The organism is Colwellia chukchiensis, from assembly GCF_002104455.1.
Lineage (GTDB): Bacteria > Pseudomonadota > Gammaproteobacteria > Enterobacterales > Alteromonadaceae > Cognaticolwellia > Cognaticolwellia chukchiensis.
In genome coordinates, this window is the sequence record NZ_NBOC01000015.1 from 69,364 (window position 1) to 95,310 (window position 25,947).

Sequence of the window (25,947 nt, forward strand, 5' to 3'; positions counted from 1 at the left end):
ACTCCGCTTAGTGGCATAAAAAAACAGTGCCAACTTAGCGTGGGCACTGTTTTATGGTAGTGAAAATTTTACAACGTTTAAATAACGATGTTACCTGCTTGCATCAGCTGACGCAGCGGGTTAACGCCATATTGATAACAAAGCTCTGCGGGTTGTTGAATATCCCAACAGGCAATATCGGCATCATACCCCACGGCGAGCTGTCCTTTGCTGTCAGCTAAGCCTAAGGCTTTAGCACCATGACAGGTTACGGCTGCTAACGCTTCTGCTGGCGTCAATCGAAATAGCGTACAGGCCATGTTGAGCATCAATTGAATTGAGCAAATGGGTGATGAACCTGGGTTAGCGTCTGTGGCAATGGCCATGCTTACGCCGTGCTGGCGTAATAAATCAATTGGCGGCAGCTGTGTTTCTCGTAAAAAGTAAAACGCGCCGGGTAGCAATACCGCCGTCATATTCGCCGCTTTCATGGCTTTAACGCCTGCTTCATCTAAAAATTCAATATGATCTGAAGACAACGCTTGGTATTGCGCCGCTAACGCTGTGCCCCCTAAATTAGATAACTGCTCTGCATGAACTTTCACGGCTATATTGTGCGCCTTGGCTGCGGCAAACACTTTTTCAGTTTGCGCTAAATTAAAGCCAATGCCTTCACAGAATACATCCACGGCGTCTGCCAAATTTTGCGCGGCAATTTTTGGCATCATCTCATGACACACTAAATCAATATAGGCATCTGCGCGGCCTTGATATTCAACTGGCAAGGCGTGAGCGCCTAAAAAGGTTTTTTGCACTGTCACAGGTAATGCTTGTGATAATTGCTGCGCTACTTTGAGCATTTTAATTTCGTTTTCGGTATCCAAACCATAGCCAGATTTAACTTCAATACTGGTCACACCTTGCTGATGTAAAGTGTTTAGCCGTTTTAAGGCACTAGCAAATAACTCAGCTTCACTGGCAGCGCGGGTCGCTGTAACTGTGGCAACAATACCACCACCAGCATTGGCAATTTCTTCATAGCTTTTGCCTTCAAGACGCATTTCAAATTCATTGGCGCGATTGCCGCCATACACTATATGGGTATGACAATCGATTAAGCCCGGCGTCAACCAAGCCCCCTGACCGTCAATAACCTTAACTGTATTAGCATCATAACTTGGTAAATCAGCCATAGCGCCGAGCCAAGCTATTTTGCCATCGGCAACGGCCAGTGCGCCATTTTCAATACTGGCATAGCCATCGGCGCCTTGAGTCATGGTCGCTAAATTGACATCCGTCCATAGCGTTTGCCAAGTGTTGGTATTTATCGACATAGTAATTCCAAAGTATCTATTGATAACTCGCATTTATGAGCGCGCATGCACGCAAACACAGGAGTCAATACAGGTTGCTGTTGGCGTAACTTTAGCTGATCGTAAAATAACTAGCAAGCTTGTATATACAACTATTGACCTAAAAGAAAAAAAGTGAGATTGTATATACAAGTTAAAGTTTCCTTTGCGTATTATCCAATATTAGGCACAACAATGACATCAGTAAAAACCGCCAAATATAAAGTCATTAAACAATATATTTGTGAAATGATAGAGTCAGGACACTGGCCAGAGCACAGTAAAGTGCCATCAGAAAATGAATTGTCAGAGCAGTTTTCGGTCAGCCGCATGACGGCGCGTCGTGCCTTACAAGAATTGACCGATCAAGGCTTGTTATTGCGCTCGCAAGGCTCAGGTACATTTGTGGCTACTTTCAAGTCGCAATCTTCACTGTTAGAGATTCGCAATATCGCTGATGAAATTCAGGATCGTGGTCACCATTATCATGCCCAGCAATTGCAGCTAAAAACGGTGCAAGTCACGGAAGAGATGGCGATATTACTCGCCCTAGATGTTGGTTATTACGCCTATTTTTCCAGTGTACTGCACTTTGAGAACAATAGCCCCATTCAATTAGAACAGCGCTATGTTAACCCGAAACTGGTCAGCAATTATTTGCGCCAAGACTTTACCCAAATTACCCCGCATGAATACTTATCAGCAGAAGCGCCACTCACCGAAGCAACCCACGAAGTTGAAGCCATTCTTGCCAAACCACAGGTGTGTGAACTATTAAATATTACACACAACACACCTTGTTTACAGGTTAAACGCCGCACTTGGTCAAGCCAAGGTGTGGTCAGCTTAGCCATTTTGACGGCACCCGGTAATAAATACCGTTTAGGTAGCCACTTAGTTTTTTAAAGTAGGAGCGTTCGTATGACGTTTAAATATGGTATCGACCATCTAGATCTTGATACGGTCAATGACATTGCTAATGGCACAATCAAAGCAGAACTTTGCCAAGCCGCAATCGATAAAATTAACACCAGTCGTCAAAGAGTTGAAAAAATGGCGGCGTCTGATAAAGCCGTTTATGGCATTAATACCGGCTTTGGCCCGCTATGTGATACCCAAATCACGCCGGATGAAACCAATTTATTGCAAAAAAATTTACTGATCACCCACGCTGTTGGTGTTGGTGAGCCAATAGCCAAAGCCATTTCCAAGCTAATGCTGATCACGAAAGTGCATGCCTTAAGTAAAGGTTTTTCAGGTATTCGCTTAGCAACCGTTGAAAGAATGCTAACTTTTCTTGAGCTCGACCTTATTCCTGTCGTGCCTGAGCAAGGCTCAGTCGGGGCATCTGGTGATTTAGCCCCTCTTTCACATTTATTTTTACCATTACTCGGTTTAGGTGAGTTTTGGCAAGGTGACAACATTGTTTCTGCCGAGCAAGCACTAAAAGAACATGGTTTAGCACCAATGGAGCTACATGCCAAAGAAGGCTTAGCCTTAATTAATGGCACACAGTTTATCTTATCTCATGCCATCACCGGCCTGACCAAAATGCGTTATTTATTAGACTTAGCAGATTTGACCGGTGCCATGAGCATTGAAGGTATGCAAGGCAGTCAATCACCGTTTCGAGCCGAGCTACATGACACGCGCCCTTTCCCTGGCAGTATTGAGGTAGCCAGCCGGATGCGACAATTTTTTGCCAATTCAGAAAACATGGCTTCACATACCAACTGCGATCGCGTACAAGACCCCTATTCGCTTAGATGCATACCACAAGTGCACGGCGCTTCTCGTCACGCGTATCAGCATTTAAAAGATCTGGCTGAGATTGAAATGAACTCAGTGACCGATAACCCTATTGTCATCAGCAGCGAAGAGGCAATTTCAGGTGGCAACTTCCACGGCCAACCGCTAGCCATGGTGCTTGACTATGCCTCGATAGCCGCAGCAGAGTTAGGTAATATCGCCGATCGCCGTTGTTACTTATTACTCGAAGGTTTACACGGTTTGCCACGTTTATTAACGGCATCTGGCGGCTTAAACTCCGGCATGATGATCCCGCAATACACCACAGCCGCGTTAGTGACTGAAAATAAATCACTTTGTTTCCCGCCATCGGCTGACAGTGTCCCAACCTCGATGGGTCAAGAAGATCACGTGTCAATGGGCAGTATTTCGAGCCGACAGTTTAATCAAATTTTAGGCAACTTAGAGAAAATCTTAGCGATCGAATTAATGTATGCTGCACAAGCGATTGACTTTAGACGCCCAAATAAATGCTCAGACATTATTGAGCAAAATTTTGCCTTGATCCGCACCAAAGTAGCAAAACTTGAAGATGACAGACTTTTAAAGCCTGATATTGATGCCATGATCGCGTTAGTGAGATCGCAAGCCTTTACTGTCAGCTTTGCCGCATAACCGGAGCCTAAACTATGGATACAGCAATGAACCCTCAACAACTCGCGCTTTTTCAAGCCAGTATCAAGCAAGGTATTCCCAGTGTATTACCAAGTGCGAAACCTTACCCGGCTGATGCTAACCGCGCGCCAAAACGAAAAGATATTTTAACGCGCGAAGAAAAGCAATTAGCGATACGCAATGCCTTACGCTACTTTCCAAGCGAGTGGCACCAAGAACTCGCCACTGAATTTGCCCAAGAGCTTACTGACTTTGGCCGTATTTATATGTACCGCTTTAAGCCAAGTTATCATTTACAAGCGCGCTCGATTGCTGACTACCCAGCAAAGTGTCAACAAGCGGCCGCTATTATGTTAATGGTCGATAATAACTTAGACCCTGCGGTTGCTCAGCACCCCGAAGAGTTAATTACTTATGGCGGTAATGGTGCTGTGTTTCAAAACTGGGCGCAATACCTATTAACCATGAAGTACTTAAGTGAGATGGCAAGCGATCAAACGCTACATTTATACTCAGGTCATCCGATGGGCTTATTTCCTTCATCTGTTGATGCACCACGCGTTGTGGTGACTAATGGTATGATGATCCCTAATTATTCGCAGCCCGATGACTGGGAAAAATTCAATGCCTTAGGGGTAACCCAATACGGCCAAATGACAGCGGGCTCGTTTATGTACATTGGCCCTCAAGGCATAGTCCATGGCACTACCATTACCGTGATGAATGCATTTCGTAAAGTGCTTAAACAAGGCGAAAACCCTAAAGGTAAGATATTCCTGACTGCCGGCTTAGGCGGTATGAGTGGCGCGCAACCAAAAGCGGGCAACATTGCCAATTGTGTTACCGTCTGTGCAGAAGTTAATGCTAAAGCCGCAATTAAACGCCACCAACAAGGTTGGGTGGATGAACTCATTGATAACATGGATGAGCTCATCGCCCGTGTCAAAGCTGCACAAGCGCATGAAGAAGTGGTCTCGATTGCCTATATTGGCAACATTGTTGATGTTTGGGAGCACTTTTATCAGCACGACATCTATGTACACTTAGGCTCAGATCAAACCTCATTACATAATCCTTGGTCGGGCGGTTATTACCCGGTTGATATCAGCTATGAAGAGTCGAATCGTTTAATTCGTGAACAGCCAGATGTCTTTAAAGAAAAAGTACAAGCAACATTAAAACGCCATGCTGATGCCGTTAACAAGCACACAGCTCGTGGTACTTACTTCTTTGATTATGGTAATGCCTTCCTATTAGAAGCTTCACGCGCTGGCGGTGATGTCATGGCCGAAAATGGCGTTGACTTTAAATACCCGTCTTACGTGCAAGATATTCTCGGCCCTATGTGTTTCGACTATGGTTTTGGTCCATTTCGTTGGGTTTGTGCCTCTGGTAAACCTGAAGACTTAGATAAAACTGATGCTATTGCCGCACGCGTACTGAAAAAAATCATGCAAGAGTCACCGGCAGAAATTCAGCAACAAATGCAAGACAACATCACCTGGATTGAAGACGCCAAGCAAAATAAACTCGTGGTTGGCTCGCAAGCCCGTATTTTATATGCCGATGCGCAAGGCCGGATGGAAATAGCCAAAGCCTTTAATGATGCCATCAACAACGGTGAAATTGGCCCAGTAGTGCTTGGTCGAGATCACCACGATGTTAGTGGCACTGACTCACCGTTTCGTGAAACCTCTAACATTTATGACGGTAGCCGATTTACCGCGGATATGGCAATTCACAATGTTATTGGTGATAGCTTTCGCGGCGCAACTTGGGTCTCTATCCATAATGGTGGTGGCGTTGGTTGGGGTGAAGTGGTTAATGGCGGTTTCGGCATGTTACTTGACGGCAGTGAAGCGGCTGAGCGCCGTTTAAAGTCGATGTTATTGTTTGATGTTAATAATGGTATTGCCCGTCGCAGTTGGGCGCGTAATGAAGAAGCTAATTTTGCCATTAAACGTGAAATGGCAAGAACGCCGAAACTAAAAGTCACCTTAGCGAACGTAGTTGAAGATGATATTTTAACTCGCTTATCGTTATAAAGGCTTTGGCTTGGCGCTAGCTTGTGAAGCGTGCACTCAAGCTAATTAAAAAACCGGCGGATGCCGGTTTTTTGTCTTTAAGCTAACTTAGCCTCAATTCAAGCTAAGCTATTTTACGCAATAATGATTATTGTGCATTGCGCAGCGCTGCTATACGCTCGTCTAGCGGCGGGTGACTGGCAAAGAGGCTGAGCATTTTTGATTTATTATTAATACCAAACGCTAGCATAGTGCCATCAAGTTGGCTTTCTTGGCTGCGTTTTAACTTCTCTAATGCGCCTATCATGGCTGACCTTCCTGCTAACTGTGCGCCACCAATATCGGCGCGGTATTCACGTTTTCTTGAAAACCAAGCCACAATAATACTAGCCAACACGCCTAAAATCATTTCTAACACTAAAACCACACCAAAGTAGGCAAATGTGCCTAAACCGCCTTGGTTGTTATTACCACGCGTGGCGTTATCAATAACACCGGCAATTAAGCGCGCTAAGAAAATTACAAAGGTATTTACCACCCCTTGTATCAAGGTTAACGTCACCATATCGCCATTGGCAATATGACTGATCTCATGGCCAATTACCGCTTCAGCTTCGGTTTGACTCATGTTGTCTAATAAGCCGGTACTGATAGCAACTAAAGCATTATTTCGATTGGCACCTGTGGCAAACGCGTTCATATCTGGCGATTGGTATAACGCTACTTCCGGCATACCAATGCCAGCTTGCTTAGCGTATCGCTGTACGGTGGCCAATAACCATTGCTCAGTATTGTTGCGTGGTTGTTCAATAACATAAGCACCAACTGAGCGTTTCGCCAGCCACTTCGACATCAATAATGAGATAAAAGCGCCACCAAAACCAAACACACAGGCCAGCATTAATAGCCCGCCTAGCCCTTGCCGATCAATACCAAACGCTGTCATAAGCATACTTAAAGTCACGCTAAGTACGAGCATGATGGCTAAGTTGGTCAATAAGAATAAAGCGATTCTTTGCATTTTTTTCATTCCAAAATAAAAACACCTAAAGACATAATATGTCCAATTATCGCCAAAACAAGCGCGAAACGAAAATATTTAACTTACCAGTGCCAGAATTGGCTAAGCTTGAGTTAAGGCATAAAACTTTCGATAACTCAACTAACATTCGTTGGCTGTATTGGCTCAACATAAGCATAGCCAACATCTTAAGCTAAAGCATTGCACTGAATTATCGACTAAACGCATTGCTCGCTTGACATAATATGTCTTGCTTGCTACTTTCATCTGACCTTTGTTAATGTTTAGTTAACAATTGCGCATCATAGAGGTGGTAATGGACTACATATTATTTTTTGAAACCTGGATTATCTTGGCTATTTTCTTTGCCTGTTTAGAGATTTTTGTCCCTGGCGGTATTTTACTTAACTTAGGCATCGCATCCTTGCTAGTTGCCATTGGCGTACAACAACAAATTCTTGATACTTGGGCGCTAACCTTAACCACCTGGTTCATACTTGCCTCGGGACTGCTAGTGGTGGTTTATTTTGTCACTGAGCGATTTTTCCCGAGTAACAAAATCATCGAAAATGTTTATGAAGAGCTCGATATCTACGGAAAGCAGGTGCTAGTAACAGAGCAAATAGGTCCAGGTACAAAAGCCGGCCGAGTCGAATTTCAAGGCACTACTTGGTCAGCGCTTGGTGATGGCTCGGTTATTCCCGCCGGCAGCCAGGCCGCTATTGTCTGTAAAGAAAACATCTCGTTAGTGGTTGAGCCTTGCAAGTAGCATCAGGCAACTACCACTAGCCCGCTTTTATTTTTTAATCGGAGAATAACTATGTTAGCAAGTGTTACCTTTGCTTTGCTGGTGTTGCTCTTTATTGTCGTCAAGTTAGTTTTGATTGTACAAATGAAAGAGTTATGCGTCATTGAACGCCTTGGCAAGTTTCGTGCAGTATTGCAACCGGGATTACATTTTTTGATCCCTTTTATTGATCGCGTGGCTTATCGCCATGAAACCCGTGAACAAGTGCTTGATATCCCGGCACAAAGCTGTATTTCTCGCGATAATATTCAAATTAATGTTGATGGCTTGGTTTACATTCAAGTGATGGATGGTGCTAAAGCCAGCTACGGTATTGAAGACTATCGCCGTGCTAGTATCAATTTGGCGCAAACCACCATGCGTTCAGAGATTGGTAAGCTCAACCTAAGTCAAACGTTTTCTGAACGTGACACCTTAAATGAAACCATAGTACGCGAAATAGATAAAGCCTCTGATCCCTGGGGCATCAAGGTATTACGCTATGAGGTACGCAATATCACCCCGTCTGAAAATGTCATTCACACCTTAGAAAAACAAATGGAAGCTGAGCGACAAAAGCGCGCAGAAATTACTTTGGCTGAAGCGGAAAAAGCATCAACCATTAACCTCTCTGAAGGGGAGCGCCAAGAAGCCATTAATTTGTCTGAAGGCGATAAACAGAAACAAATTAACGAAGCACACGGGCGCGCACAAGAAATAGCCATCTTAACGCAAGCGTCGGCAGAAGGTATTAACCTGATCGCAAAAGCCGCGGCACTGCCCAGTGGTGACCAAGCAATAAAAATGCGCTTGCTAGAACAATTTATTGCCCAAACCAGTGATATTTTAACAACCGCTGATGTCTCTATTGTGCCCAGCGATGTGGCAAAACTTGAAGGCTTTTTTCAAGGCATGGAGAAAGTAACAGAAAATATTCAAGGAGCTAAATCATGATCGCACTTGATGCAAACACCGTAGAACTTGCGGTATTAGCGGTATGGGCATTTATTTTTTTATTTTTAGCGGTAAAGTTTTTCCAAGCCATTTGTTTAGTGCCCACTAAATCTGCCTATGTGGTTGAGCGCTTAGGAAAATATCGCTGCACCTTAGATGCCGGATTTCATTTGCTGTTACCATTTATTGACCGTGTCGCTTTTATTCAAGACTTAAAAGAAGAAACCATTGAAGTACCGCCACAAGAGTGTTTCTCTAAAGATGAAGTTAATGTCGAAGTCGATGGTGTTATTTACATTCAAGTCATCGATGCGGTAAAAGCCAGTTATGGCATTACCGATTATCGCTTCGCCGCCATGCAGCTTGCCCAAACCACCACCCGCTCAGTGATAGGGACACTGGAGCTGGATCGCACCTTTGAAGAGCGTGATATTATCAGTGCCAAAGTCGTAGAGGTACTTGATAAAGCAGGCGAAAGCTGGGGTATTAGGGTACACAGGTACGAGATTAAAAACATAACCCCCCCGATCACAGTGCGCAACGCTATGGAAATGCAGGTGAATGCTGAACGCGAACGCCGAGCAATTTTGGCAAAAAGTTTAGGTGATAAAGCTAGTCGCATTAATCGTTCAGAAGGACACATGACTGAGCTGATTAATTTATCAGAAGGTGAAAAACAGCGTCGCATTAATTCCGCACAAGGTAAAGCAGCAGAAATACTCGCCATTGCCGAAGCGACCAGTGATTCGATCCGTAAATTAGCACAAGCCATCGAGCAACCGGGCGGTCAACAAGCGCTTGATATGCAACTAAGTGAACAATACTTACAACAAATGAAAGGCTTAGCACAGGATTCAACAAAAGTGATTTTACCTGCCAATTTACTCGACTTTAAACAGTGGTTAGCCACAGCAGGCATTCATAATAAATCTTAATTAACTTTGCTAAAAACGGCCGTTTAACGGTCGTTTAACGGTCGTTTAACGGTCGTTTTTTTTAGACTAAATCATGACAAAGATAATTGAAGCGGCAAGTAAAACCGAACAGCTTAGCCATACTTTATCCGCTGTTTTTACCCTTTGCTTATGATGCAGTTTTCGCAGTTTTGTCACTAGTAAATAAAAAGCTGTGGTTAGCAAGGCGATTAGCAAATGCACAGTTATGGTCAAGGGTTGGCTATTTTCTTGCCAAAGAAATACTGGGCCACTGTAATTGACAAAAAATAAATTTAACAAAGAGACATGTGCCCATAACACGACAAACATTAGCGCAACTTTATATTGATACAGTGCTTTTAGTATTTTTTTAATTTCGCGCCATGCCATATTTTTACCTCAATGTATTCACAGCAAAAGTGGTATTGATAAATTTAACTCTAACTCAGAGTGATTTGGACTTTGCTTGATGTTCGCATTTTTGTAAGTCGTGGTTATCCTTTCGCAGCCCAGGCTAATAAGTCGTCATAGCAATATTGATAAGCCAAGCCTTGGCGAAGTTTAGTACCTAACACTTGTTTGCCACTGTCATGGTCTGTGGCTTGTTCAAATTGTGGTGTTGCTAAGCCCAACGCCTTTGCGGCCGCTTGATAATACTGCTGACGGCTGGCATTAGTTGCACTGACCACATTATAAACATCAAAGCCATGTTCACTGCTTTTGGTCAGTAACAACTTAATAATGTTGACCACATCGCGTTGGTGTACCAAATTCACTGCTGCCTCAGCATTTTTAAATAGCCGCTGATGCTGTAAAAATTTACCTGGGTGTCGATTAGGCCCCACTAAACCCGCTAATCTAAGTACATCAACTCGGCCAGAGAATAGCTGTAAGGCTTGTTCTGCCGCCGCCAATATCGCTACTTTTTCAGCCGCTAAATTGAGTGTCGATGTTTCGGCCACCTGACCTTCCAGGCCATTATAAATAGCGGTAGAGTTTAAGAAAATAATATGCTTTGTTTGCCCAAGCTCAGCGAGCTTCACCAATTGCTGGATTTTTAACGGGTAGTCTAACCGGCCTTTTTTCAACTGTGGCGGAATGGCGATCACCAACACTTGATGATTAAAGAAATCTGGCGTCACACTAGCAAGTGCTGCATTGCTTGCGATACTGGCATCATTAACGGCAATAGGTAATACCAACCGCTGGGCGGGAATCTTTAACTGCTTAAGCTTTGCCAACGTTGTTGGCGACTGATAACTTGCCAGCACGGCAATATCATCTGCTAATAAGGCTTTTGCCAACGCCTGCCCCAACCAACCACACCCTATGATACTGACACTCATGTCTTTTTCTCCATACTGCTATAACACTAGCAACTTGCTAGACGTTAGTTTTCAACCGCCTTTTGATGGCTTTTAATTGACTTAACCACCTGACGCGCCAAAGCATTTGGGATAGGAATGGATAAATTATATTGTAATATTTTCCAGCCATGCTCGGTGTTGATTAAGACGCCACTGCCACGGCAACGACCATAATTTTTGTTCTCAAGTAATTCATCAAAAAATGCGATATCACTAACTTGAGATTTTGTGATGTGCCGCTCAATAGTATGGTACAACCAACCTCGGCCTTGACTAAAATAGGGTTTAACAAAAGCAGCAAATTCACTTTTAGTCCAACGTTCGCTGCTATCTGTGCCTAAATAAATAGCGTCATCTGCCAACAATGCCATGTACCGCTCATAGTGAGCCTCTGCCGCGGCTTGATGAAAGTTATCCAGTAGCAAGTCCAATTCAGTATTCGCCTTTGCTAAGCCACTTACCAATAAGCAAACTAAAATAAACTTATACATACTGCCTCCTTTACGCATCAGTCACAATTTTTAATTAGCCAAGTCGCGAGCGTTCATTAAACTTATCATTGAGCAATTGCGACATAACTACCATTAAATATGGCAACCACATTATCACCACAACACACTTCTACTGCAATGTTAAAACGCGCGTTTTTACCTTGAGTTAAAGACGAGGCATCACCAGTAACTAAATCGACCGCGGTACGAGCATTGGCTACTCCTGCGAGTGGAGCTATATAACGTATATCGCCTTTTGCTAATACAATATCGGCCTGCAGTGCTTTGCGCTGTAGTGCAAAATACACCCACGCCCAGCCAGTGAGGGTTGCCAGCGTATAAATACTGCCGGCAAACATAGTATTGTGTAGGTTTTTGTTGATACTGGGCTCACAATTGGTCAGCAATGTTTGCTGATCAAAATAACAAATATTAATATTCATGACTTGGCTCAACGGAATAGTTTGATGCCAAATTTGCTGCAGGCTTTCAGCCTTCTGCGCCAAATGCTGAGCTGGCTTGTTAAGCTGCTTTGTCATTTTATCATGACGGATTTCACTATATAACGTATGTGAGTAGCCTTGGTTGACATACCCTAACTGCTGATAAAATTGTACTGCGTTATCGCGGGCATTAAGTGTAAGTGTTGTCGCCCCCATTTGTGCCGCTAACAGCTCTAACGCCTGCACCAGCAATTTACCCAGTCCCTGACCTTGTTTCGACTCTTTTATCGCCATATAGCGAATTACCGCCTGATCTTGACTACACTTATGTAAACGCCCAACACCCAGTATGTTATCGCTATCATCCACCAACACACGGTGATAAGACTGTGCTTCTAAGTCATCTTTTTCACTGCCCATTGGTTGCTGCCAAGGCTGACGGAGCATTTGCCAACGTAGCTGATAATATTGCGCTAGTTCGCTTGAATTTTTTGGGGCTCTGCATTGGACCATATTTTTTAACTCTTTATCGACGTCATTGTTGCTATAGGATGTAAATCACCCGTGAAACTTACTCGACATGTTAATCAAGGGCAACTAGTCTACCTGAGTAATAGCGCCGACCAAATATGCATTAGTGAAAATAATTGTTATCGCTGGCTAGCTTTTGAACAGGTGATACAAAGCATCATGCTGTTGCGACAGCCTAGCAAACTGACGTTACCGCATCATTATGCCGCGTTAATGCCTCTTCTCTTTTTTAAGCCAAATACTGTTGTTGAGTTTGGTCTTGGTGGGGGTAACTTAACGCGATTTCTTCGTGCTTTACAGCCAAGCATAAACATAGCAAGTGTTGAATTATCGTCGCATGTCATTGCCTGTTTTCAAAAGTACTTTAACCCTCAACAACAATCGCACAAAATCCATCATAGCGATGCGCTGAGCTATTTACAGCAACAAGGGGGAGCTAACCAAGAGCCAGACTGGTTAATTTGTGATGTTTATCAACATCATGCATATAACTTCAAAGATAGGCTCGCGTTACTGTCTGCATTGGTTGATAACTTAGCAATTAATGGTTGCTTAACCATAAACTTACCTGATCTGGACAATGATGAAATAAACCTGTGTTTAACCATATTGCGACAATTGCAAACTCACCATCAAATCATCTATTTTCATGTGCCACGCTACCTGAATGTGATCATTCATTTACTGCCTAATACTTGGTGTATTAATTTCTTACCAAAACACCCCAAATTAAGCTTTTTATCGCCATCGCAATACCAGCGTTGGCGATACTTTTTTAATTACCATATCAAAGCTGGTTAAGCTATGAACAAGCTACCTGCGCTTAAACTTGCAAGTTAATGGTCACCGGTCCATCGTTTGTTAAGCTCACTTGCATATCAGCACCAAACACCCCTGTTGGCACCGTAAACCCTAATACGCGTAATTGCTGACAAAAAAATTGATAAAGCTGTTCGCTCATTTGCGGTGACGCAGCACTGGTAAAGCTGGGTCGCATGCCTTTTGAGGTGTTGGCAGCTAATGTAAATTGCGAAACCACTAATATGTCACCTGCTACTTGTTTGACATTTAAATTCATTTTACCTTCTTCATCGGCAAAAATGCGGTAACCTGCGACCCGTTCCGCTAACCGTTTCGCTTTTGCTTCGGTGTCGTCAGGCTCTACAGCCAACAGCACCAGCAACCCTTGCTTTATTTCACCTACCATCTTATTTTCTACCCTGACACTGGCGTGCGATACTCTTTGCATTAATGCGATCATTTACTGGTTTCTACCCTGTTCTTGAATAAAAGTTGCCATAGTATCTGCTGCTTGACAAAATCCATCAACAGTTTGTGTTTCAAAGCCACTATGTCCGGCTTGTGGTAATATTTGTAAACGTGCATTTTGCCATGCTTGTACTAATCTATCAGCCTGCTGTGGCTGACAACCCATATCGTAACGTCCATGCAGAATAATGGCCGGAATAGCTTTGATCAGTTGTAAATTGCTGAGAATATAATTGCCGTCAATAAAACAGTTATTAACAAAGTAATGACTCGATATTTTTGCCATACAGAGTGCTTGATGGGGATCGTCGATTTGTTGAATATCAATATTGTGATGCTCAATACTTGACAGCCTTAGCTCCCATAAACACCAAGCTTTACTGGCAGCAATTGCCGCAACTTCATTACTACCCGTTAACGCTTGATAGTAGTTCGTTAAAATATTGTCCGTACTTGGGTTTGTGTTTGCGGGGAGCTGCTTAATAAACTCACGGTAATATTCTGGGAAAAAACCTGCAGCGCCGCTCTGACTATATAACCAGTCAAGTTCACTTGCCGTGCCAAGAAAAACACCGCGCAATATAAAACCTAATACCGTTTCTGGCTGCTGTAAGCCATAGAGTAAGGCTAAGGTCGTTCCCCAAGAGCCACCACAAACTAACCACTGGGCAATATTTAAATGTTGACGAATACGTGAAAGATCATGGAGAAGATGCGTGGTGGTATTATGCTGTAGACTTGGTGAAGGCTTTGAGCGACCACAACCGCGCTGATCAAACAGTATGATGCGATATATATCAGGATCAAATAAACATCTGTGTTTTTCACTTGCCCCAGCGCCTGGGCCACCATGCAAATAAATAACTGCTATCCCATTCGGGTTCCCTGATTGCTCAAGGTACACTTGATGACCATCTCCTACATCAAGCCATTCTTGCTGGTAAGGCATAATATTAGGAAAAAGCAGTCGTGACATCGTTCTATCCTTTGCAAATTGAATATCTTCAGTTTAGTTCGCTGCTTGCTAAATAGCGATATTCATTTCCTGGCAAGTATGGCTAGGGTATGTTGAGCTTTTAGGGTTAAAATTTATTCAATTTAAAACGGATTTAATCGCGGCGCGAGCTCTGATTAAGAGTTGTACTATTTAAAATAGCGAGCAACAAAGCGTACCGTCATATGCTCTGCCTTGTTTAAATACCCAACAAGTTGCGATAAACGTAACCTCGAAAGGTCAACAGACCCGAGTGTTATTCAACCTTTTTTGCCAACGTATCAACTTTGCGTTGCTGGTCGAAATCTTCTAAAGAGACGGTGAACAATGCGCCTATAAGCACAACTAGCCAACTTAAATACACCCAAAGAAACAAAATAGGAACGCTGGATAACGCGCCATAAATTGCTTGATAAGACGGAAGCTGTGTAACGTAAATTGCAAAACACTTTTTGGCAATTTCAAACAGTATAGCTGCGAGGGTTGCACCAGTGAGCGCAAATTTAACCGGAATAACCTTATTTGGCACTACCATATATAAAATGAAAAACGCTGTAATAGAAGCCACTAATGGCAGGCCACGCACCAAAATATTGGTAACGCCGAGCAAGTCGTAGTCCCCTAGCGATACCAAAGAAATAATATACGAGCTGATAACTATACTACTACCTACTAGTACAGGGCCTAAGGTTAGTACCATCCAATACATAGAAAATGATGTAATAACTCGGCGCTTTTCATCAACCCGCCATAATTTATTTAAACACTTATCGATAGCTGAAATGAGCATCATGGCAAAAATAAATAAGGCCGTGATCGCCACCGCTGACATCTTTGAAGCGTTTTTAACAAAACCACTAATATGTTGCTGTACGACATCACCCGAGGCTGGCACAAAGTTTTGATAGACAAAATTTTCGATGATGGTTCTTATGTCTGCGAAAATGGGAAAGGCAGTCATGACAGATAACATCACCACTATTAAAGGTACCAACGACATTAAAGTTACATAAGACAAGTAGCCGGCAGTCACGTGAATACGCTCTGTTTTAAAGTTATTAATAACTAACGAGAAAAAAGCTAGTGTCTGCTCAACAAAAGGGTGCTGTAATAGTTTTTCGAATGTAATACGCATAACGGTGCTGCAATGAAACCATAACCTAATGATAAGGCAATGTTGAATATAACGGTAGTCGTAATCTGAATATTTTATCTTTTTGAAAGTTATAGGTTTTATATAACTGTGAATAGGTTTTGTGAGTAACGACTTAGTGTTGTTAGAAAATTAATCGCTTTACGCTAAGTGCATTTATTTTGCTATTTAGATAAATAGCTAACTTTGCCTACGACTTGGCCCGCATAGTTGTTAAATTAGGTCTGCTCAAACGAAATTTTTGCAAACAGATCTTCGGACAAATCGGTCTGATGATTAATTTCTGCTAGCAACATAGATAGTTGCTTGATTTGTTCATGGCCAGCACAGCCCGCTTCAAATAAATGTGTTAAGTGCTGCAATGTTTTTAATTGCTCTGGTGACATTAAAAAATTATTCCGTTCACGAGTTATTGTTATTTTTTAAAGGCAAATTATCTTGATGGGCGTTATTGCGCGAAAATGCTATTACTGAGCTAGGCTTTGTTTCGCGATCTTGATTAATAAATTCTTCATATAATGCATGTAACTCATGTTGCTCTATCAGCTTAGCGTTATTTGCAACGGCCTTTTCAAATAAACAATTTAACCTTGCCAGTTTATTAACATTCATAAGCACAGCCCTCCTAGCCTTTGTTGCTATATAGTATAGAGGTATATCAATGGTTACCTAGTAACTAATACGCCTAATTTACACTGCCACTGAATGTCTAAAGTAGTCGTTTAACTACATACCTTATCTTTTACTATAGCAATGACTCAGCATTGTAAAAGATCAGCCAACGCTTATTATCGCTTTATATTACTTGCCCCTAAAAACAGTGCCAAACAAAACAAATAAACATTTGATTTTAAATAGTTATTTTTATTTAGGCTTTATTACTGCTATAAAACAGTGCGACTTTTTAAGACATGTCTTACATAAACGGTCAGCAATACGGACAAAAAAAAGCCAAACGAGTTACCCCGAATGGCTTTTTCATTATTCAATTTAGCGATTATTTAGCGGCACGACCTTCACGCTTACGATCGCTTTCTTTTAAAAACTTTTTCCGAATACGAATATTATCTGGCGTTACCTCAACTAGCTCATCGTTATCGATAAACTCAAGTGCTTGCTCTAACGACATAATAATTGGCGGCGTTAAGGTTTGTGCTTCATCTGCACCTGAAGAACGCACGTTAGTCAGTTGCTTACCTTTTAACGCATTCACGGTTAGGTCATTGTCTCGGCTATGAATACCTATCACTTGACCTTCATAAATATCAACACCATGACCAATTAACATACGGCCACGAGATTGTAGATTGAAGATAGCGTTAGTTAAGGCTTTACCTGTTGCATTGGCGATCATAACACCATTTTTACGCTGGCCAATTTCGCCACCTTTATGAGGGCCGTATTCAAAGAAGGTGTGGTAAATCAAACCCGTGCCTGAGGTAATGGTCATAAACTCTGTTTGGAAGCCAATCAAACCACGGCTAGGCATAATAAAGTCCATACGAATGCGGCCTGTGCCGTCTGGCGCCATATCCGTTAATTCTGCTTTACGCACGCCCATTCTTTCCATAATGGGGCCTTGGTGTTGCTCTTCCACATCAATCGTTACGGTTTCATACGGCTCTTGTAATTCACCATTAATTTCGCGAATAATAACCTCTGGGCGTGACACAGCCAGCTCGTAACCTTCGCGACGCATGTTTTCAATTAAAATACCTAGGTGTAACTCACCTCGGCCGGATACTTTAAATTTATCAGCGTCTTCTAGCTGCTCAACACGAAGGGCAACGTTATGTATTAGCTCTTTTTCTAGGCGATCTTTGATATTGCGAGAAGTAACATATTTGCCTTCTTTACCACAAAATGGTGAGGTGTTAACCTGAAAGGTCATGTTAATTGTTGGCTCATCAACCGACAATGCTGGTAAACTTTCAACTTCAGTTGGGCAACAAATTGTATCTGATATCTTTAATTCACCTAAACCTGTGATAGCAATAATATCACCAGCAAAGCCTTCTTCTATATCAAGACGCTCTAACCCTAAGTAACCAAATACTTTACCTACTTTCGCATTGTGAACATTACCGTTCGCTAGCTTGATGGTCACTTGCTGGTTAGGTTTAACGCTACCGCGGGTAATACGACCAACACCAATGACTCCTAAATATGAACTGTAATCAAGCTGAGAAATTTGCATTTGAAATGGTCCATCGGGATCCGCAGTCGGCGATGGCACTTCATTGAGAATAGTATCAAACAATGGCGTCATATCAGTGCCTGTGCTGCCTTCTTCAAGCGTTGCCCAGCCATTTATCGCCGAAGCATAAACCACTTTAAAATCTAACTGCTCATCGGTAGCACCTAAATTATCAAAAAGTTCAAATACTTGATCCATCACCCAGTCTGGACGCGAGCCTGGTTTGTCTACTTTATTGATAACGACAATTGGCTTTAAACCTTGCGCGAAGGCTTTTTTGGTTACAAAACGCGTTTGGGGCATCGGGCCTTCTTGTGCGTCAACAATCAGTAAAACTGAGTCTACCATTGACATCACGCGCTCTACTTCACCACCAAAATCAGCATGGCCTGGTGTATCTACGATATTGACGCGATAGCCGTTCCAGTTAATAGCCGTGTTTTTAGCTAAGATAGTGATACCACGTTCTCTTTCTATTTCATTAGAGTCCATAGTGCGCTCTTCTAAACCGCCACGGGCGTCAAGCGTTCCGGACTGCTCTAATAATTTATCGACTAAAGTGGTTTTTCCGTGGTCAACGTGAGCAATAATTGCCACATTTCTTAATTTTTCTAACACAGGCGTTACTCGCTGTTACTATCGTTTAGAGCTGTTATTGGCAGATTAACGGATAGGGCTATAATTGGGCGCGTATTGTACAGGATGAACGGTAATAAATACACTAAAGAGTTAATATTTGGCCAATAAAAATATTCCCTTAACGGTTTATTTTGATTAGCAGTTGCAGTTATTGTTGGATAATAAGCAGCGTCATAGCACTTAATATAATCAGGTCACTATTGCGGTTAATTTTTTAACATTGAACTATACTCCATTGAAAGTTCATAAGCCTTTAATGAAGATAAAAAGCAATACTTGCGTAACCAAAACAAAATTCTTATTTAACAATCCATAGTAAGTTTTTAAGAAGAAGCATAATAATCTAACCCAATTGTAAAAAATACTGACGTTGATTATCAACTGCTCTTAACTAATAATTTATCACAGATGTGACGGGCTCTAATAATTTACTTTTTAGCGCAAAACGTTTACAAACGCTAAAATGCCCCTTCATATTAACGGCTACAGCGTTATTAGTGTCTACGGCGTTGCAGCTAATGATAATGACTCGCTACCATTTTTCCTTTCTAACACACGCTTATTGTCGCTATAAGTCTATACATACGCTTGCTATACTCAACAAGCTATGCTCAAAAACTCACTATTCATTTTTATTAATACATAGTAATGCACCAAATAGCAGCAAGCTATGCACTACATTAGTGCGCAGCATCTTAGCGAGAAAGATTAAAGCCTTGTATATCAATAACTTTAACTTTGGCATAGTATTAGCTTACACAGACGCAACAAAAATTAATTTTAGCATTAATAAAATAACTACACTGGAGACTTTCAATGTCAAACGCTGTTTTAGATTTAATTAAAGAACATGATGTCAAGTTTGTTGATTTACGTTTTACTGATTCAAAAGGTAAAGAGCAGCACGTTTCAATTCCACATCATCAAGTAAACGAAGACTTTTTTGAAGATGGAAAAATGTTTGACGGTTCTTCAATTGAAGGATGGAAAGGCATTGACGAGTCTGACATGGTGATGATGCCGGTAGCTGAATCTGCAGTGCTTGACCCGTTTGCTGAAGCCGTTACCTTAAATATCCGTTGTGATATTCTCGAACCTTCAACCATGCAAGGCTATAGCCGTGACCCTCGCTCTGTGGCGAAGCGCGCTGAAGACTATATGCGCAGCACAGGTATAGCAGATACGGTTTTAATTGGTCCAGAGCCTGAGTTTTTTGTTTTTGACGATGTTCGCTTCCATACTGATATGGCGGGCTCATTTTATAAAATAGATGATAAAGAAGCCTCTTGGAATTCAGGTACTGAGTACCAAGAAGGTAATATGGGACATCGTCCAGGTGTTAAAGGTGGCTATTTCCCAACATCACCAGTGGATTCATCTCAAGATTTACGCTCGGCCATGTGTCTAGTAATGGAAGAGATGGGCTTAGTGGTTGAAGCACATCACCATGAGGTAGCCACTGCCGGCCAAAACGAGATAGCGTGTCGTTTTAATACTATGGTGTTAAAAGCTGACGAAGTGCAGGTATATAAGTATGTAGTTCATAATGTTGCGCATGCTTACGGTAAAACCGCAACCTTTATGCCTAAGCCGTTAGTCGGTGACAATGGCTCTGGTATGCATGTTCACCAGTCATTAGCTAAAGATGGTGTTAACTTGTTTGCTGGCGACAAGTATGGCGGTTTATCTGAAATGGCATTGTACTATATAGGTGGTATTATTAAGCACGCCAAAGCCTTGAATGCGTTTACTAACCCTTCTACAAACTCATATAAGCGTTTAGTACCTCACTTTGAAGCTCCGGTTATGTTGGCTTATTCTGCCCGTAACCGCTCAGCATCTATTCGTATTCCAATTGTACCTTCACCCAAAGCGATGCGTATTGAAGCGCGATTCCCTGATCCTGCTGCCAACCCTTATTTAGCATTCTCTGCGTTATTGATGGCTGGACTTGATGGTATTAAAAATAAGATTCACCCTGGTGATGCTATGGATAAAGATCTCTATGATCTTCCTGCTGAGGAAGCAGCGGCAATTCCACAAGTGGCAACATCATTAGAAGATGCGCTTGACGCATTAGAAAATGACATGGATTTCTTAACAGAAGGTGGTGTTATGGATAAAGACATGATCGAAGCCTACATAAACATAAAACGTAAAGAGGTGGAGTTATTGAACCAAACAACTCACCCTGTTGAGTTTGATATGTACTACAGTGTCTAGTTAACTTAAGTAAATAGTTTAAAAAAAGCTCACCAAGGTGAGCTTTTTTTGTGGTACATTTGTTCATATTTGGATAGATTAACATTACACCTACGGAACAGGACTATAGCTTTTGATGAACTTGGCACGCTTTTGCATTTTTTTTGTATTGCTCACGCAAGCTATTACAGTGTTTGCAAATTCCGCGAAAATATATGTATGGCGTAATGAGCAAGGTGTGCTTGTCTTCTCTGATAGCCCTAAGCCCGGCGCAGAAGAAGTCGATGTTAAAGAAACCAATACCGCCAAATCTTCGGTAGACACTTCAATCTTAGATATAAAGCCAAAAGCCATCACCAATGACTATCAAGTCGAAGTCGTTCAACCTCAAAATAATGCCACAGTTAGAGACAATACCGGCTCGGTTTATGTTTCTGGGCGTATTAAGCCGATATTTAAACGAGGTTTAAAGATACAACTTTATTTAGATGATGAGGCATACGATAAACCGCAAACTCATTCTATGTTTGTACTAAGAAATATAGATCGTGGTGAACATCAAATAAAAATGAGCTTGATTGATGATAAAGGCAAGATTATTGCAACATCTCCTTCAGTAACGTTTTATATGCATAGAGTCTCAGTTAATAAAGCAAATTAGCTAGTTTAAAGTGCATATCCTGCAATATTTATTTACACTCGTTACTTAGCGCACCAATTTAGTGCAAGGAAAAGTAATGGCTAATCACCGAGTTAATTTAAAACAGATAAAATTACATTATCAACATGCCCTACCAAACCAAATGGTCACGGCTGTGGTGGTTTTAGATCATAATTTACGCATTTGCTACGTCAACCCTGCTGCTGAAGCGTTATTGGTAAAAAGCTTTAACAAGTTATACCGACTGACCATAGCGCAAGTTTTTTACAACACTCCTATTAATACTCGTCGATTAGAGCAATTGCTAACCACAGGGCAAGAATTTAGTGATAGTGATGTCACCATTGAGTTTTTTGATCATCGTCAGATCACAGTCGAGATCACAGCATCTTCGGTGACCTTTGAGCAATGCCCCCATATTCTTTTAGAATTCAAGCAAATTGATCAGCAAAAACAAATCAGTGATGAAGCGTTTCAACAGCAACAATGGGAGTCGGCACGCGATCTTATCCGTGGCTTAGCCCATGAAATTAAAAATCCATTAGGTGGCCTGCGCGGCGCGGCTCAACTACTCGACAAAGAACTGAATATTGAGCAGCGAGAGTATACTGCAATGATTATCGAACAAGCAGATCGGTTAACCGACTTGGTAGATCGATTATTAGGGCCAAACCAACTACCGATCATGAAAACTCAAAACATTCATATCGTACTGGAAAAAGTGTTTAAGTTAACCCAGTTTGACAACCCAAAAAATATCACCTTAGTACGCGACTATGACCCGTCAATTCCTGAAATAACTTTTGATCAAGATAAGCTACAACAAACCCTGATCAATATTGTTCATAACGCCATGCAAGTTTTGCAAAACCAACATAGCATCACATTGAAGACCCGCGCTGCAAACAATAAAACAATCAATGGCAAACGCATTAAACTCTGTGCCCAGATCAGTATCATTGACGACGGCCCCGGAATCCCTGAGCATATCCAAAGCACATTATTTTATCCTATGGTCTCGGGTAGAGCTGCAGGTACAGGCCTAGGGCTCTCTATCTGCCAAACTATTATTCATCAACACCAAGGTAAGCTATATTGCAAAAGCCGACCTGGTCGCACGGAATTTACCATATTATTACCTTTTAACAGCGAGAATTAGTAATGCACAGTGAGCAAGTTTGGATAGTCGATGATGATAGCTCAATCAGGTGGGTATTAGAAAAAGCATTTTCTAACGCCAATATTAGCGTTGCAACATTTCATAACCCAGAAGACTTGTTAACCGCTCTATCGCATGAGCAACCAGAAGTTATTATCTCTGACATTCGCATGCCGACAATGGATGGTATGACGCTATTAAACCAAGTTAATAAACAATTCCCCCATATTCCCATTATCATTATGACTGCGCATTCCGATTTAGATAGTGCCGTCAACGCCTATCAGGGCGGCGCATTTGAATATCTACCCAAGCCATTTGATATCGACGACGCTATTACACTTACCAATAAAGCGCTAACCCATGCACAAGAATTAAAGTCGACTAAACCATTAATCCCTCCCTTAGTTGAAGACGTTGGCATTATCGGCGCAGCACCGTCAATGCAAGAAGTCTTCCGCGCTATTGGCCGACTTTCACGGTCAAGTATTAGCGTATTAATAAATGGTGAGTCTGGTACGGGTAAAGAGCTAGTCGCGCATGCGCTTCATATTCATAGTCCGCGTGCCACTGCACCTTTTATCCCATTAAATATGGCAGCTATTCCAAAAGATCTCATCGAATCTGAGCTATTTGGTCACGAAAAAGGCGCATTTACGGGCGCTAATGCAGTGCGCCAAGGACGCTTTGAACAAGCACACAAAGGTACACTTTTCTTAGATGAAATAGGCGATATGCCGCTTGATATTCAAACACGGCTATTGCGAGTGCTTGCAGACGGACAGTTTTATCGTGTTGGTGGCCATGCCCCGATTAAAGTCGACGTAAGAATCATTGCTGCCACCCATCAAAACCTCGACGGGCAAGTCACGAGTGGCGACTTTCGTGAAGACTTGTTTCATCGCCTTAATGTGATCCGTATCCAAATACCCAGCTTAAGAGAGCGTAAAGAAGATATAGCACAACTAACTCAACACTTTCTAGAAAAAGCAGCGACTGAATTAAGTGTTGAATGTAAAACTTTACACCCTAAAACGCTATCTTATCTCGAGCAGTGTGAATGGCCAGGTAATGTTCGGCAACTCGAAAACTTATGCCGTTTTCTCACGGTTATGGCGAGCGGTAATGAAATATTACTGGCAGACTTACCAAATGATTTTACTGAAAAGACTAATGAGAGCCTGCCAGCAATAGATGCTAGTTGGCAAGAGCAGCTGGCGGCTTGGGTAGATCATGAACTCTCATCAGACCGAAAAAACATTAATGACTTAGTGATACCTAATGTTGAAAAAATATTACTAGAGCGGGCTTTAGCTCATACACAAGGACATAAACAAGAGGCAGCTAAGCGCTTAGGCTGGGGCAGAAACACCTTAACCAGAAAATTAAAAGAGCTTAAACTTTGAGTTAATTAGGCTCTTTCAATTGTAAACGCTACGACATTTTCAATATGCTTAGTCGACGTAGCGAGCATGATAAGACGATCGACTCCTAACGCTACCCCAGCACAATCTGGTAGTCCGTGAGCAAGCGCAGCAATAAAGTTCTGGTCAATTTTTCGCTGGGGTTTAGCTAATTTTGTTCTAATTAAATTATCCTGCTCAAAGCGCTGTTGCTGTTGCTTAGCGTCTGTTAGCTCATGAAAGCCATTCGCTAATTCAATACCCTTAAAGTAACATTCAAATCGCTCAGCCACTCGGCTATCTTTAGTGCTAATTTTTGCGAGTGATGCTTGGCTAGCGGGGAAATCATAAACAAAACATGGCACCTTAGAGCCAATTTTAGGCTCAATTAACTCCGCCATAACAAATTGTAATAGGGTGTCTAGGCTTTCTTCATCTTGTAACCAGTCACTTAATTTATTGTGCTCACGGATAAGCGTAAGCAGTTGCTTTTTGTTAGTTTGCAACGGGTCGATTTTGGTTTCTCTAAGAAAAAGCGCTTGATAGCTTATATATTCGACTTGCTGGCAGCCGAGAATTAGTCTTAACAAATCAGCAACTTCATGCATCAATTGCCGATGATCAAAACCAAGCCGGTACCACTCTAACATAGTAAACTCTGGGTTATGATAACGCCCGTGTTGCTCATGTCGAAATGCTTTACAAATCTGATAGCAACATCCATAGCCGCTAGCTAAAAGTCGTTTCATGGCAAACTCTGGGGACGTTTGCGCATATAGTGTTATAGACTCATCACAATGACTATCCTCAGAATAGTGATACTGACTCGTAAAGGCATCTAAATGAGCATCCGTGACCGTTGCATGAGATAGTATTGGTGTCTCTACTTCAACAACATTGTTAGCGGCAAAAAAGGCTCTAATTTGAGTTAATATTTTCGCTCTTTGTTTAGCCTGCTGCCAACTCATACTCGCTTGCCATGCCATTAATTAGCTCTCCATCAAAATAGTAAATCTAGCCATAATGTAAACGAAAAAAGCCCTTGTCAAAAGACAAGGGCTTGGAAAGTGTGTCTGATAATGTCCTACTCTCACATGGGAACTCCCACACTACCATCGGCGCTAACACGTTTCACTGCTGAGTTCGGAATGGGATCAGGTGGGACCATGTTGCTATTGTCATCAGACAAAAAACGTTATGACTTAATTAACTTAAAAATTAGCTAAATCATAAGGTTTTAGACAAAAACCCGCAGCGTCAGCTGCGGGTTTCTTTTAATAGAAGCCTAGCGATGTCCAGCTTCGCTCTCACATGGGCTTTCTCAGTGACATAAGCCACACTACCATCGGCGCTTCTTGACTTTACTAAACTAAATAGAAGCCTAGCGATGTCCTACTCTCACATGGGAACTCCCACACTACCATCGGCGCTACTGCGTTTCACTGCTGAGTTCGGAATGGGATCAGATGGTTCCACAGTGCTATTGTCGCTAGACAAAATTTTCTTGTTAAATATCACACTGACGTCATTGCTACAATCGCTTCGATACTCATTGACGAACGTCAACTCCGTTTCTCGCTCATTTGCGGCTTTGTCACTGTTCATTTACTTTCGTAAATACACTTAACAAGTTACAATCTTGAAAGCTTTTAATGAGTGATAAATACATTTTAATCTCTTATTCACACGATATGTACGTGATAGTTCTTTTCAGAATCTTGTCAAACCTTGACTGAGGTAAATCGCTTAGTAACGACGTAATTCAAACTGACGTGTAGGGTTTCTACACGAGGTTTTCATTACTCAGTTAGTAAGTGATGTTAACCAGTCAATACAAAACCACTTGGGTGTTGTATGGTTAAGCCTCACGGGTAATTAGTATTGGTTAGCTCAATGCCTCGCAGCACTTCCACACCCAACCTATCAACGTTGTAGTCTCCAACGACCCTTTAGGGAGCTTAA

Annotated in this window: 24 protein-coding genes and 3 rRNA genes; 11 read left to right on the forward strand and 16 right to left on the reverse strand. The window is 42.0% G+C overall.

Translation table 11 applies throughout. The features are described 5' to 3' along the window. Nucleotides 1-77 precede the first annotated feature (77 nt). Entirely contained in the window at nt 78-1,313 is a 1,236-nt protein-coding gene (gene hutI, locus B6K83_RS14600; protein ID WP_085285663.1) for an imidazolonepropionase, read from the reverse strand. Between the two features lie 213 nt (nt 1,314-1,526). On the opposite strand from hutI, the gene hutC reads away from it, so the two are divergent. Genes hutC through B6K83_RS14615 form a run of 3 tightly spaced genes read left to right on the forward strand, consistent with a single transcriptional unit; the run spans nt 1,527 to nt 5,800 of the window. Beyond that, nucleotides 1,527-2,237: a histidine utilization repressor gene (gene hutC, locus B6K83_RS14605; RefSeq protein ID WP_085285664.1), complete on the forward strand. Its 711-nt coding sequence runs from the start codon at nt 1,527-1,529 to the stop codon at nt 2,235-2,237. A 15-nt stretch (nt 2,238-2,252) separates the two neighbouring features. Continuing rightward, nucleotides 2,253-3,755 (forward strand): histidine ammonia-lyase, encoded by a 1,503-nt coding sequence (gene hutH, locus B6K83_RS14610; protein ID WP_085285665.1) that lies wholly within the window; start codon nt 2,253-2,255, stop codon nt 3,753-3,755. Nucleotides 3,756-3,769: 14 nt separating this feature from the next. After that, entirely contained in the window at nt 3,770-5,800 is a 2,031-nt protein-coding gene (locus tag B6K83_RS14615) for a urocanate hydratase (RefSeq protein ID WP_085285666.1), read from the forward strand. Between the two features lie 127 nt (nt 5,801-5,927). Here the strand turns inward: B6K83_RS14615 and htpX are convergent, their stop codons facing one another. Beyond that, on the reverse strand, nt 5,928-6,800 hold the full coding sequence (htpX, locus tag B6K83_RS14620; RefSeq protein WP_085285690.1) for a protease HtpX: 873 nt from the start codon (nt 6,798-6,800) through the stop codon (nt 5,928-5,930). A gap of 316 nt (nt 6,801-7,116) precedes the next feature. On the opposite strand from htpX, the gene B6K83_RS14625 reads away from it, so the two are divergent. Genes B6K83_RS14625 through B6K83_RS14635 form a run of 3 tightly spaced genes read left to right on the forward strand, consistent with a single transcriptional unit; the run spans nt 7,117 to nt 9,476 of the window. Continuing rightward, nucleotides 7,117-7,569, forward strand: a complete 453-nt coding sequence (locus B6K83_RS14625; protein WP_085285667.1) for an NfeD family protein — start codon at nt 7,117-7,119, stop codon at nt 7,567-7,569. A gap of 51 nt (nt 7,570-7,620) precedes the next feature. Then, nucleotides 7,621-8,541: an SPFH domain-containing protein gene (locus B6K83_RS14630; RefSeq protein WP_085285668.1), complete on the forward strand. Its 921-nt coding sequence runs from the start codon at nt 7,621-7,623 to the stop codon at nt 8,539-8,541. Continuing rightward, complete coding sequence (locus tag B6K83_RS14635) at nt 8,538-9,476, forward strand: SPFH domain-containing protein (RefSeq protein WP_092251439.1); 939 nt, start codon at nt 8,538-8,540, stop codon at nt 9,474-9,476. Before B6K83_RS14630 ends, B6K83_RS14635 begins: the two co-directional genes overlap by 4 nt. A 66-nt stretch (nt 9,477-9,542) precedes the next feature. Here B6K83_RS14635 and B6K83_RS14640 read toward each other — a convergent pair whose 3' ends face one another. From B6K83_RS14640 to B6K83_RS14655, 4 genes are all read right to left on the reverse strand, one after another. Continuing rightward, the gene (locus B6K83_RS14640; protein WP_085285670.1) at nt 9,543-9,866 is read right to left on the reverse strand and encodes a hypothetical protein; all 324 of its coding nucleotides are present in this window, start codon (nt 9,864-9,866) and stop codon (nt 9,543-9,545) included. Nucleotides 9,867-9,970: 104 nt separating this feature from the next. Continuing rightward, complete coding sequence (locus tag B6K83_RS14645) at nt 9,971-10,822, reverse strand: Rossmann-fold NAD(P)-binding domain-containing protein (protein ID WP_085285671.1); 852 nt, start codon at nt 10,820-10,822, stop codon at nt 9,971-9,973. A gap of 44 nt (nt 10,823-10,866) precedes the next feature. After that, a complete protein-coding gene (locus tag B6K83_RS14650; protein ID WP_085285672.1) occupies nt 10,867-11,334 on the reverse strand; it encodes a nuclear transport factor 2 family protein in 468 nt (155 codons plus the stop codon). Between the two features lie 65 nt (nt 11,335-11,399). Continuing rightward, entirely contained in the window at nt 11,400-12,290 is an 891-nt protein-coding gene (locus B6K83_RS14655; RefSeq protein ID WP_085285673.1) for a bifunctional GNAT family N-acetyltransferase/hotdog fold thioesterase, read from the reverse strand. Nucleotides 12,291-12,341: 51 nt separating this feature from the next. Between B6K83_RS14655 and B6K83_RS14660 the strand changes: the two genes are divergently transcribed. Beyond that, nucleotides 12,342-13,109, forward strand: coding sequence for a spermidine synthase (locus B6K83_RS14660; RefSeq protein ID WP_085285674.1), 768 nt, complete (start codon nt 12,342-12,344; stop codon nt 13,107-13,109). A gap of 22 nt (nt 13,110-13,131) precedes the next feature. Here B6K83_RS14660 and dtd read toward each other — a convergent pair whose 3' ends face one another. The 6 genes from dtd to typA form a co-directional block, all read right to left on the reverse strand. Then, the gene (gene dtd / locus B6K83_RS14665) at nt 13,132-13,569 is read right to left on the reverse strand and encodes a D-aminoacyl-tRNA deacylase (protein ID WP_085285675.1); all 438 of its coding nucleotides are present in this window, start codon (nt 13,567-13,569) and stop codon (nt 13,132-13,134) included. Continuing rightward, the gene (pip, locus tag B6K83_RS14670; protein ID WP_085285676.1) at nt 13,570-14,553 is read right to left on the reverse strand and encodes a prolyl aminopeptidase; all 984 of its coding nucleotides are present in this window, start codon (nt 14,551-14,553) and stop codon (nt 13,570-13,572) included. It abuts the gene before it with no gap. Between the two features lie 274 nt (nt 14,554-14,827). Next, entirely contained in the window at nt 14,828-15,706 is an 879-nt protein-coding gene (locus B6K83_RS14675) for a virulence factor BrkB family protein (protein WP_085285677.1), read from the reverse strand. A gap of 236 nt (nt 15,707-15,942) precedes the next feature. Continuing rightward, nucleotides 15,943-16,110: a hypothetical protein gene (locus tag B6K83_RS18350; RefSeq protein ID WP_158088365.1), complete on the reverse strand. Its 168-nt coding sequence runs from the start codon at nt 16,108-16,110 to the stop codon at nt 15,943-15,945. 16 nt (nt 16,111-16,126) lie between these two features. After that, nucleotides 16,127-16,336 (reverse strand): hypothetical protein, encoded by a 210-nt coding sequence (locus B6K83_RS14680; RefSeq protein ID WP_085285678.1) that lies wholly within the window; start codon nt 16,334-16,336, stop codon nt 16,127-16,129. A 385-nt stretch (nt 16,337-16,721) separates the two neighbouring features. After that, nucleotides 16,722-18,539: a translational GTPase TypA gene (typA, locus tag B6K83_RS14685; RefSeq protein WP_085285679.1), complete on the reverse strand. Its 1,818-nt coding sequence runs from the start codon at nt 18,537-18,539 to the stop codon at nt 16,722-16,724. An 837-nt stretch (nt 18,540-19,376) separates the two neighbouring features. Here typA and glnA point away from each other — a divergent pair. The 4 genes from glnA to glnG all read left to right on the forward strand — a co-directional run bounded on the left by glnA (nt 19,377) and on the right by glnG (nt 23,988). After that, on the forward strand, nt 19,377-20,783 hold the full coding sequence (gene glnA, locus B6K83_RS14690) for a glutamate--ammonia ligase (RefSeq protein ID WP_085285680.1): 1,407 nt from the start codon (nt 19,377-19,379) through the stop codon (nt 20,781-20,783). A gap of 169 nt (nt 20,784-20,952) precedes the next feature. Continuing rightward, nucleotides 20,953-21,423 carry a DUF4124 domain-containing protein gene (locus tag B6K83_RS14695; protein ID WP_233144045.1) on the forward strand — a complete coding sequence of 157 codons (471 nt, stop codon included), beginning with the start codon at nt 20,953-20,955 and terminating at the stop codon, nt 21,421-21,423. Between the two features lie 76 nt (nt 21,424-21,499). Next, nucleotides 21,500-22,582: a nitrogen regulation protein NR(II) gene (gene glnL / locus B6K83_RS14700; RefSeq protein WP_085285681.1), complete on the forward strand. Its 1,083-nt coding sequence runs from the start codon at nt 21,500-21,502 to the stop codon at nt 22,580-22,582. A 2-nt stretch (nt 22,583-22,584) separates the two neighbouring features. Beyond that, a complete protein-coding gene (gene glnG / locus B6K83_RS14705) occupies nt 22,585-23,988 on the forward strand; it encodes a nitrogen regulation protein NR(I) (protein WP_085285682.1) in 1,404 nt (467 codons plus the stop codon). A gap of 5 nt (nt 23,989-23,993) precedes the next feature. Here glnG and epmA read toward each other — a convergent pair whose 3' ends face one another. The 4 genes from epmA to B6K83_RS14725 form a co-directional block, all read right to left on the reverse strand. Beyond that, nucleotides 23,994-24,971, reverse strand: a complete 978-nt coding sequence (gene epmA, locus B6K83_RS14710; RefSeq protein WP_085285683.1) for an elongation factor P--(R)-beta-lysine ligase — start codon at nt 24,969-24,971, stop codon at nt 23,994-23,996. Between the two features lie 85 nt (nt 24,972-25,056). Continuing rightward, nucleotides 25,057-25,171, reverse strand: a 5S ribosomal RNA gene (gene rrf / locus B6K83_RS14715). A 193-nt stretch (nt 25,172-25,364) separates the two neighbouring features. After that, a 5S ribosomal RNA gene (gene rrf, locus B6K83_RS14720) occupies nt 25,365-25,479 on the reverse strand. Between the two features lie 360 nt (nt 25,480-25,839). Continuing rightward, nucleotides 25,840-25,947, reverse strand: a 23S ribosomal RNA gene (locus B6K83_RS14725); the annotation flags it as partial.